The following is a 3,120-nucleotide window of genomic DNA, read 5'->3' on the forward strand; positions in this document are numbered from 1 at the left end:
CGGGCCGCACCTGAAAACGGCCCCAGTACTCTGGGAGGAGATAGCTGGGGCCGCCACTTTCTCCCGGTTTGTCTCCACGATCCCCCGGGAGCGATGGATTCGACTCTCAGCAACGCTGCAGGTTCCTAGGCCTCCCAACGCAGGGCCGGCGGCTCAACGATCTGCTGCGTTCCGTTCAATAGCGGACAGACGTTTGCCAGATTTTTCCCGCTTCTATCGGCGTACCCACTACCTGTCTGGCAATTGAATGGGAATACTTTGGATGGCCTCGGCGCAAGGGTGAGCGCTGGGGCCATTTTTATTGGACGAGGTCCTCTGAATGAGAAACGGCCCCAGCCCTCTCAAAAACTGGGGCCGTCATTCCAATGCGCCAATCAGGGGGCGACGATGACCGGCGCCAGTATCAACGCGCCTAGTTGCCTTGCCGTTCCCAAAAGGAAAGGTCCGCCGGTTCACCCTGGCGGTCCATTCGTTTAACGGATGATCAGGTACAGCGCGGCCGCGATCAGGAAGACCAGCCAGACGAGCGAAATCACAAAGAAAACCGTATTCCGCGCATTGAACCGAACGTGAGCCAGCGTCATCGTGAGCCATTGATGTAGATCAAGCTCGAAGCGCTTGGGGAGGGATTTCAGTGGGTGTCGATCGGCGCCGAGCGTCTTACGGCCACAGCATGCCCCGCTGTGGCCGTTTGATTGCCCGCAAAATATCAAAGTCCGCCGGTTCACGCTGGCGGGCCTTTCGCAATGGGAACGTGTCATGCCTAGAGCGTGGCACTCCAGCTTGCCGTGATGCGAGCTTTATGTTCGACTGCCGGCGCGTCCTTTTTCCAAGTTAAGGGAGAGCTGAGCATGAAGAAAATAATTCTTGTCGGTCTTGCGATCTTCGCTGTCTCCACTTCTGGCGCTTTGGCAGCCAAGAAAACGACGAAGCCGAAGGCACCTGCCGCTGCCGCCGCCGCCACGACCACGAACACGGGTGGCGCAGCTCCGCTCATGTTGGGCCAGGTTAGTGCCGCTGACCGCGCGCTATATGAGAAAAATCAACGCGAGTCCGGCATGAAGAAGAAGTAGAGGGACAAGCTGCTCCAGCGCGCGATTGCGCGCGCTGGATAGGCTAAGAAAGTAAGGCAGCCTCTCAATGTAGGATGCTGGCTACACAGGGGGCGGGCGATTGAAATTCGGTCATCAATAGCTCAAAGCGCCGCGCTGCGCGTTGCAATTTTGCTAGGTTATTCTGCTTATCACTGCGGTTGTGCTAGTTTCTGCGATGACGGACGCGGAGCGCACGGCGATCGGGCTAAAATTAGCTTTTGCAGCAGGCTATTGCCTGCCGGCCGTTATCTTGGGGGCAATCTGGGGGTGGATCAAATTCAGCGTTCGTTCGTGGTGGATTTCCACGCTGTTTCTTTTAGGCATCACGGCAATCATCTTTCTCGCGCATGGACTCTAGGTTCGCTCAAAGCTTGCGCGGACTTTTATAGCGAACCGAGCACCTGCCAAATGGCGAGGACCAAGATCGCCAGCATGGGCATAGGCGGTCCTGCGGCCAATCTGGTGGTTCACTTTAGTAGACCCGGCCATGCCGCCGATAACCCGCTTGCGCGCCCCCGAAATATGGATTGATGACGCACTGTGCCGAGCGGCCCGATGCCGACGCGTTGCATTGAGGCAGCGACGTGTATCCGCATTCGTAATAGGTGGCCGGGCCGTATACCCGCAGGCAAACCGGATAAGCCGGATCGTATATCTGGGCAGCCGCCGGCCCCATTGAGATTATCCCGATCGCCAAAATCGCCAAGACCAGAATGCGCATCAGAGCCTCCTTCAGCGCTCACTCCAAGACCTCAAAGGCAACGCCTTCAGGATCGTTCTCCTCAAACCATTTTTCCGCGGCGTCTGTGGTGGCAAAGACCTGCTTGTGTTGACGTAGACAAAGGCGGTCATTGGTCTCTCTTCGACGGCTCCGGAAACACGATCTTGTCAGACTTGATTGGATTTTGCGGTGGCCGGACTTGTGCCATGTAAAGGGCAGACGGCCCTACCTGAGATGTTACCGTTCCGATATGCAACGCTCCCTGCATAGCGTCATATTGGATACCATCGCGACGGCATCGGCGATCGTCCTTTTGCTGTACCTTGCATTTGGACCGTCAACCTAGGACGGCATCATAACCGCGGGAACAAGTTTATCTTGCTCGGCCCGGCCATAAGGCGGCGGCGCCAATCCCAGCTATAAAGATCAGAAATAGGATCGATGCGGCGTCGTCCATAACACTTCCTTGTGTTGGTAGAGGATACTTGGCCATTTGTTTCGGTTTAGCTTCGTCGGGTTCATGAAAACAGTTTCGTCCCGGCGCTTTTCTGGTCTCGGGGCAATAATTCTTGGGTGTTCCGAGCCAGCACGCCCCATTCCTAGCGGCTTGTCATCTCGTTCATGGTTTGTACTATCTCCCGGAATATGAAAAGCGCCCGTGAAATCGAGATCCTGTTCAGGCGGCTCCAGCTCTACGACCAGCTTGAGCGACGCGCCGATGGGCTCATTCGAACGATCCAGAAGGCATTGGGGGAGCGCTATGGGTCTAGATCACGTCCGTTCCGAAATCGAGCGCATGCGCGTCCAAGTCGGGAGGCAGCGTAAGGAGATTCTCCAGCTTCAACGCGCCGGCATATCGACGGCGTCGGCTGAGCTGTTGCTGCAGCGGATGCTGGCGAAGATCGAAGACCTTTGCGCCGAGCGGGACCGGCTCAAGAAAGAGCAGGGCGGTCCCACGAAAGGGCGCGTGCTTGACGGCCGGAGTTGGTGATGCGCGAACAATTGAATTGGTACGACGACAAGGCGGACAACTCGCCCTGGATCGACGCGCTTGCCGAACTGCGGCAGCGGCCAACGCTTGAAGGGCATTGTTATCAGCACGTTCAGGCAATCACCGTCGCGATCGACCAATACGCAGAGAAGGCGCTGGGTAACCGCGATTACTTTCTCAACAAGCCCTACGGCGTCGGCTAGCGCGCCGTCGAAGGCGGCCTTATCCCGGCGGGCCTTACAATCCGAGCACCAGCAACTGGTAAGATTTCGTTAACCTTACGGGGGCAAGACTTTGCCTGCCGGGGCTGGGCG

4 protein-coding genes are annotated in these 3,120 nt (G+C 57.3%); 2 read left to right on the top strand and 2 right to left on the bottom strand.

The genetic code is table 11. The features are described from left to right. Positions 1-473: 473 nt before the first annotated feature. The gene (locus AC0QUY_RS42315) at positions 474-761 is read right to left on the bottom strand and encodes a hypothetical protein (protein ID WP_210255648.1); all 288 of its coding nucleotides are present in this window, start codon (positions 759-761) and stop codon (positions 474-476) included. Positions 762-851: 90 nt separating this feature from the next. On the opposite strand from AC0QUY_RS42315, the gene AC0QUY_RS42320 reads away from it, so the two are divergent. Further along, on the top strand, positions 852-1,073 hold the full coding sequence (locus AC0QUY_RS42320) for a hypothetical protein (protein WP_475391703.1): 222 nt from the start codon (positions 852-854) through the stop codon (positions 1,071-1,073). A gap of 493 nt (positions 1,074-1,566) precedes the next feature. Here the strand turns inward: AC0QUY_RS42320 and AC0QUY_RS42325 are convergent, their stop codons facing one another. After that, complete coding sequence (locus AC0QUY_RS42325; RefSeq protein ID WP_161854524.1) at positions 1,567-1,815, bottom strand: DUF3551 domain-containing protein; 249 nt, start codon at positions 1,813-1,815, stop codon at positions 1,567-1,569. Between the two features lie 990 nt (positions 1,816-2,805). Between AC0QUY_RS42325 and AC0QUY_RS42330 the strand changes: the two genes are divergently transcribed. Beyond that, positions 2,806-3,009 carry a hypothetical protein gene (locus AC0QUY_RS42330; protein WP_475391705.1) on the top strand — a complete coding sequence of 68 codons (204 nt, stop codon included), beginning with the start codon at positions 2,806-2,808 and terminating at the stop codon, positions 3,007-3,009. The last annotated feature ends 111 nt before the right edge of the window (positions 3,010-3,120 follow it).

Source organism: Bradyrhizobium sp. WYCCWR15520 (assembly GCF_056174665.1).

Excerpts from the sequence above, each read along its gene's own strand:
- AC0QUY_RS42315 (WP_210255648.1), bottom strand. The coding sequence starts at position 761 with ATGACACGTTCCCATTGCGAAAGGCCCGCCAGCGTGAACCGGCGGACT.
- AC0QUY_RS42320 (WP_475391703.1), top strand. The coding sequence starts at position 852 with ATGAAGAAAATAATTCTTGTCGGTCTTGCGATCTTCGCTGTCTCCACT.
- AC0QUY_RS42325 (WP_161854524.1), bottom strand. The coding sequence starts at position 1,815 with ATGCGCATTCTGGTCTTGGCGATTTTGGCGATCGGGATAATCTCAATG.
- AC0QUY_RS42330 (WP_475391705.1), top strand. The coding sequence starts at position 2,806 with ATGCGCGAACAATTGAATTGGTACGACGACAAGGCGGACAACTCGCCC.